The organism is Streptomyces spiralis (genome assembly GCF_014654675.1).
Lineage (GTDB): Bacteria > Actinomycetota > Actinomycetes > Streptomycetales > Streptomycetaceae > Streptomyces > Streptomyces spiralis.
Window position 1 is genome coordinate 1 of record NZ_BNBC01000076.1, and the last position, 5,212, is coordinate 5,212.

Genomic DNA, 5,212 nt, shown 5'->3' on the forward strand with positions numbered 1-5,212 from the left:
CACAACATGCTCTGTGCGGGTCCGGATCGCCGTCCGCACCTGTGGCTGCCGATGTTCTGGTCCACCCAGTTCGGCGTGAACATCAAGTCGGTGGGTGTTCCCTCGCTGGGCGACCAACTGGTGGTCGCCCAGGGGGCGCTCACCGAGGCGCGGTTCGTCGCGGTGTACGGGTACCGGGGCCGCGTCATCGCCGCGGCGTCCTTCGACGGAGCCAAGTGGCTGGGGTTCTACGAGCAGCAGATCGCGTCCGGCGCGCCGTTCCCGCCGGAGTACCGCACGGTCGACCGCCGGACCGAGACGCTGGATCCGGTCGACCCGGCCTTCCCCGACCCCCATCTGCCCACCCACGGGGCCACGGTCACGCTGACGGGTCACTCGCCGAGCGAGCGGCGTGTCGCGTTCGTTCCGGCGCATGCCTGATCACCGGCCCTGCACCGCCCGGAGCCCTCAGGAGACACCATGACGTCCGGTCCCCTCCTCGCACAGATCACCGACTACGCCAACCGGGCCGATCCCTACCCGCTCTACGCGGAACTGCGCAAGACGCCGATCAGGCGGGAGGACGACGGCACCTACCTGGTCAGCACCTACTACGAGGTGCGGAGCCTGGCCAACGACCCACGGCTGAGCAACGACACGAGCAACCGCCCGTCCGGCTACGCCCGCGTCGGACAACCGGACCCGGAGACCGGTCTGCCGCCCAGCTTCATCTTCACCGACCCGCCCGTGCATGACCGGCTGCGCGACACCATCAACCGGCCGTTCGGTCCCCCGCACAGCCCCAGATTCCTCGACGGCCTGCGCGGAGAGCTGGCCAGGGCGGTCACCGAACTGCTCGACGCCTTCGAAAACAAGGACCAGGTCGACATCGTCGAGGACTTCGCCTACCCCCTTCCCGTCACCGCCATCTGCAAGGTCCTCGGCGTCCCGCGCGAGGACGAACCGCGCTTCCACGGCTGGGCCGATGCCCTGGCGTCGTCAATCGATCCCCAGGCCGGCGGCGCCGACGGCCAGGAAAAGGCACAGCGGGCCCGCCAGGACATGGGCGCCTACCTGACCGATCTGATCGAGACCAAACGCCGCCACCCCGGCCCCGGGATACTCAGCGCGCTCGCCCCTGTCATGACACCGGCAGACCTGGAGGCCACCGCCGTGCTGCTCCTGGTCGCCGGCCACGAGACCACCGTCAACGCGATCACCAACACGACCCTCACCCTGCTGCGCCACCCTGACGTCCTCGACCGCTTCCAGAAGGACCCGGACCTGGCCGTCCCCCTCATCGAGGAAGTGCTGCGCTACGAGCCCCCGGTCCAGTTCGTCCCGTGGACCACCGCCCTGGCCGACATCGACGTCGCCGGCACCACGATCCCCAAGGGCTCGCCGGTCTGGCTCATGCTGGCCGCGGCCAACCGCGACCCCAAACGCTTCAAGGACCCCGACCGGTTCGACCCCGACCGCAGGGACAACGAACACCTGGGCTTCTACACCGGCATCCACTACTGCTTCGGCGCCCCCCTCGCCCGGATAGAACTCCATGTGGCGGTGCCCGAGCTGTTCCGCCGGGTCAAATTCTCCGGGCTGCTCGAGGACCCACCGACGTACCGCGCCAACGCCGTGCTGCGCGGCCCCCGGCACCTTCCCGTGGCGATCGAGAGCTTCACGGCCTGAGCACCGCCGCAAGGGCTGGGGGAGCTGGTCCAGCTGCGCTCTTGGCCGCGCCGCTGTTTCGTGTTGGCAGGGGAGTCAGGCCGGCCTGAGCTGTGCATTGTCGCGGTGCTGGGGGCCGCGAGGCCCGTAGTCGATGTCCGCGCCGGTGTTGCTGCTGGTCATGACCGCGACGGGAGCGTCGTACGTCGTCCAGGACACCCAGCGGGAGGCGATCAGCCACATGGACCGGCTGCTCAAACGCGGTCTACCCGTCGCCTGAGAGGCGACTGCCGTCAAATGTTGCCGTCAAAACGGCCCGGACCATGATCGGTCCGGGCCGTTTTGCCTGGTGCCCCCGGCAGGATTCGAACCTGCGACACCCGCTTTAGGAGTTCGATCAGCGGTCAGTAAGCCCGTGGCACCCCCACTCATCTGTGTTGACGGTCCGCAAGCGTTCGCGCTCGTTCACCGGTGTTCCTCGGCTTTATCACGCAGTTGGATACTCACCCCGCCGGTCGTGACGGTCCAGTCGCTGCACCAGAGATCTGGCGCGCCAGTTTGTCGACGATGACTGGTGGCCGGCGCCTGGACGGGCACCTATCGGCGAGAGTTGGGGGTGGTCGCGTTCCGGAATGCAGACGCCCCTAGCATGTGGCCCCTCAGACTTACTTGGGGGGAGCATGTCCATTTCTTCACGCAGGCGTTTGTACGCCAGGCGCGCCCGTCTCGTCGCGACCTGTACGAGCCTGGCAGCCATGGCCGGCATGCTGCTGTCGCACCCGGCAGTTGCCGAAACGGTTCCGCCGAATCCGCCCAAGGCCTTGCCTCGGGCGGATTTCACGGGAGACGGCTTGGGCGAGATCGTGTATCGCCCGTTCACCGGCCGGCTCTGGCTGACGAACCCGGCGATCAGTCACACGGCGTTCGAGTTCTACCTCGAGGAGGACCTTCCGGGAGATGTCTCCTTCAAGGACTACGTCCCGGTCGGCGACCAGGACGGCGATGGTGCTCCGGAGCTCCTCGTGGTCTCGGCCGACGGGACGCTCAGGATGGTGCGAACCCAGCCGAACGTGAACGCGGCCTACGTGGGGGAGAGCACCCGTGTGGGGCCCGGCTGGCAGATCTACAACAAGGTGCTGTCGCCGGGCGACCTCAACGGTGATGCCCGGGCGGATGTTCTGGCCCGGACACCGGGCGGCGATGTGTACTTCTACGCCTCCACCGGGGACAAGGCCGCGCCGTTCGGGCCGCGCGTCAAGATCGCCGGTGGCTGGCAGATCTACGACCAACTGGTCGGTGTTACCGACAACGATGGCGACGGTGTCGGCGATGTCGTCACCCGTACGCCCTCGGGGCAGCTCTTCTTCCACTCCGGAATCGCGGGCGTGACACCGGCGTTCAAGCCGCCCGTCGGGCTCGGCTCCGGTTGGGGCGTGTACAACCAGATCGCCGGCGGCGACGACTTGGACGGTGATGGCAACGGCGACCTTGTGGCCAGAACGGTCGACGGGTCGCTCTACATCTACAAGGGGCTCGGCCAGGGCCGTTTCGCGCAGCGGACCCTGGGCACGTGGAATAGCGGTTGGCAGCAGGCAGATGTGATTTTCGGTGCCGGAGGAAATCCCGCCTACGGCAAGTCCCGCATCCAGGCTCTCGGTACCGACGGCAAGTTCTACACGTATCAGTCGCTCGGCAACGGCTTGCTGGCTCCGCGCCGTCAGGCGCCTTCGCCCTATCAGTGCAACGTCTCCCATGGCGTCGGCACGAAGATGTTCACCCTCGCCTCCGACACCGGTCTCGACAACCGCCCCGACATGCTCGCGGTGTGCAAGGACGGAGTGCTGACCAGCGGATCCGATGGCCAGTACACCATCGGCAAGGGCTGGGGTATCTATAACACACTGGTCGGCCCCGGAGACCTCACCGGCGATGGCAAGGGCGACCTGCTTGCACGGGACACGTCCGGCTATCTCTACCTCTACCGAAGCACCACCGAGCAGTTCCCGCCGTCCGTCCCGGTCTTCGCCTCCCGGGTCAAGGTCGGCAGTGGCTGGGGCGTCTACGACCGGATCGTCGGCGCGGGGGACTACACCGGTGACGGGCGGGCCGACATCGTGGCCCGCACGTCGGCGGGAGATTTGTACCTGTACGCCGGGACGGGCAGCACCTCCGCCCCGTTCAAGCCCCGCCTCAAGGTGGGCCCCGGCTGGCAGATCTACAGCAAGCTCGCAGCGATCGGGGACGTGGACGGTGACGGCAGAGGCGACCTCCTCGCAGCCGACCGCAGCGGCAACCTCTACCGCTACTCCTCGACCGGTGTCGCCACAGGGTCAGGTGCCTTCCGCGCCCGAGTCCTGATCGGCGGCGGCTGGAACATTTACCGCGAACTCCAGTAAGGCCGCGGGCGCCTGCGGTGGGTGGAGGCCAGTCCGGGAAACCACCGGTCCACCCATCGTCAGAGCGCGGGCACCCCCACTAGCGCGTGTTTTGAAAGTCGGCTCCGTGCCTCGTCCCGTGCCGTGATGATCTCGATGTGGGGCGAGGGGATCTTTCTGACGAGCAGTGGGCCGTGCTGGAGCCGTTGTTGCCGGTCGCGGTGTCGGGCCGGCCGTCGCTGGGTCGGCGGAAGCTGATAGACGGCATCCGGTGGCGGGTGCGGACTGGTGCTCCGTGGAGGGATCTGCCGTCGGAATACGGGCCGTGGCAGACGGTCTACGGGCTCTTCCGCCGCTGGCAACGTGACGGCACCTGGCCTGTGCTGCTGACCGGACTGCAGGCTCGGGCGGATGCGGCAGGGCTGATCACGTGGGAGGTCAACGTCGACTCCACGATCTGCCGGGCCCATCAGCACGCCGCAGGCGCCCGCCGCGACGGCCAGGCCCAGAAGGAACCGCCGGGTGGAAGCCGCTTCGAGCCCGACGACCACGGTCTGGGCCGATCCCGGGGAGGCTTCACCACCAAGATCCATCTGGCCTGCGAGCAAGGCCAACGGCCGCTGTCTTTGCTGGTCACCGCAGGTCAGCGTGGTGATAGTCCTCAGTTCGCCGCCGTCCTGGCACGCATCCGAGTTCCCCGCACCGGACCCGGCCGTCCCCGCGTCCGCCCACTTCGAGTGCGGGGCGACAAGGCGTATTCCTCCCGCGCCAACCGGGCCTACCTGCGCAAACGGGGAATCCGGTGCACGATCCCGGAGCCCGCTGACCAGGCAGCCAACCGCAAACGACGCGGGAACGCCGGCGGGCGGCCTCCGGCGTTCGACCGCGAGGATTACAAGGCACGGCACGCGGTCGAATGCGGGATCAACCGGCTCAAGCGCAACCGGGCGGTCGCCACCAGGTTCGACAAACTCGCCGTCCGCTTCGAAGCCACCGTCCTGATCGCCGCGATCGGCGAATGGTTATGACCGGCCTGAGCTGTCGGTTCAACGTGCCATGCTGACCGCGACCAGGGTGAACCGGGCGAGGGGGAGGCAACGATGAGGGCTCAGTACTACGGCGCCGACAGCGAGAACGGCGACCGCATCGACGACCCCTCAGAGGACGCGCTGTTCATGATGATCAGCGAC

At 67.9% G+C, this 5,212-nt stretch carries 5 protein-coding genes; all 5 read left to right on the forward strand.

Annotation, left to right across the window (positions count from 1 at the left end; translation table 11 throughout):
* Positions 1-420, forward strand: a 420-nt coding sequence (locus IE318_RS41720; RefSeq protein ID WP_308438634.1) for an oxidoreductase C-terminal domain-containing protein, incomplete at its 5' end; no start/stop codon positions are given.
* A 39-nt stretch (positions 421-459) separates the two neighbouring features.
* The gene (locus tag IE318_RS41725; protein ID WP_189908080.1) at positions 460-1,668 is read left to right on the forward strand and encodes a cytochrome P450; all 1,209 of its coding nucleotides are present in this window, start codon (positions 460-462) and stop codon (positions 1,666-1,668) included.
* A gap of 133 nt (positions 1,669-1,801) precedes the next feature.
* Positions 1,802-1,927 (forward strand): hypothetical protein, encoded by a 126-nt coding sequence (locus tag IE318_RS46240; RefSeq protein WP_268256784.1) that lies wholly within the window; start codon positions 1,802-1,804, stop codon positions 1,925-1,927.
* 571 nt (positions 1,928-2,498) lie between these two features.
* Positions 2,499-4,043, forward strand: a complete 1,545-nt coding sequence (locus tag IE318_RS41730; protein ID WP_229904130.1) for an FG-GAP repeat domain-containing protein — start codon at positions 2,499-2,501, stop codon at positions 4,041-4,043.
* A 137-nt stretch (positions 4,044-4,180) separates the two neighbouring features.
* Positions 4,181-5,050, forward strand: coding sequence for an IS5 family transposase (locus IE318_RS41735; RefSeq protein WP_189908081.1), 870 nt, complete (start codon positions 4,181-4,183; stop codon positions 5,048-5,050).
* The last annotated feature ends 162 nt before the right edge of the window (positions 5,051-5,212 follow it).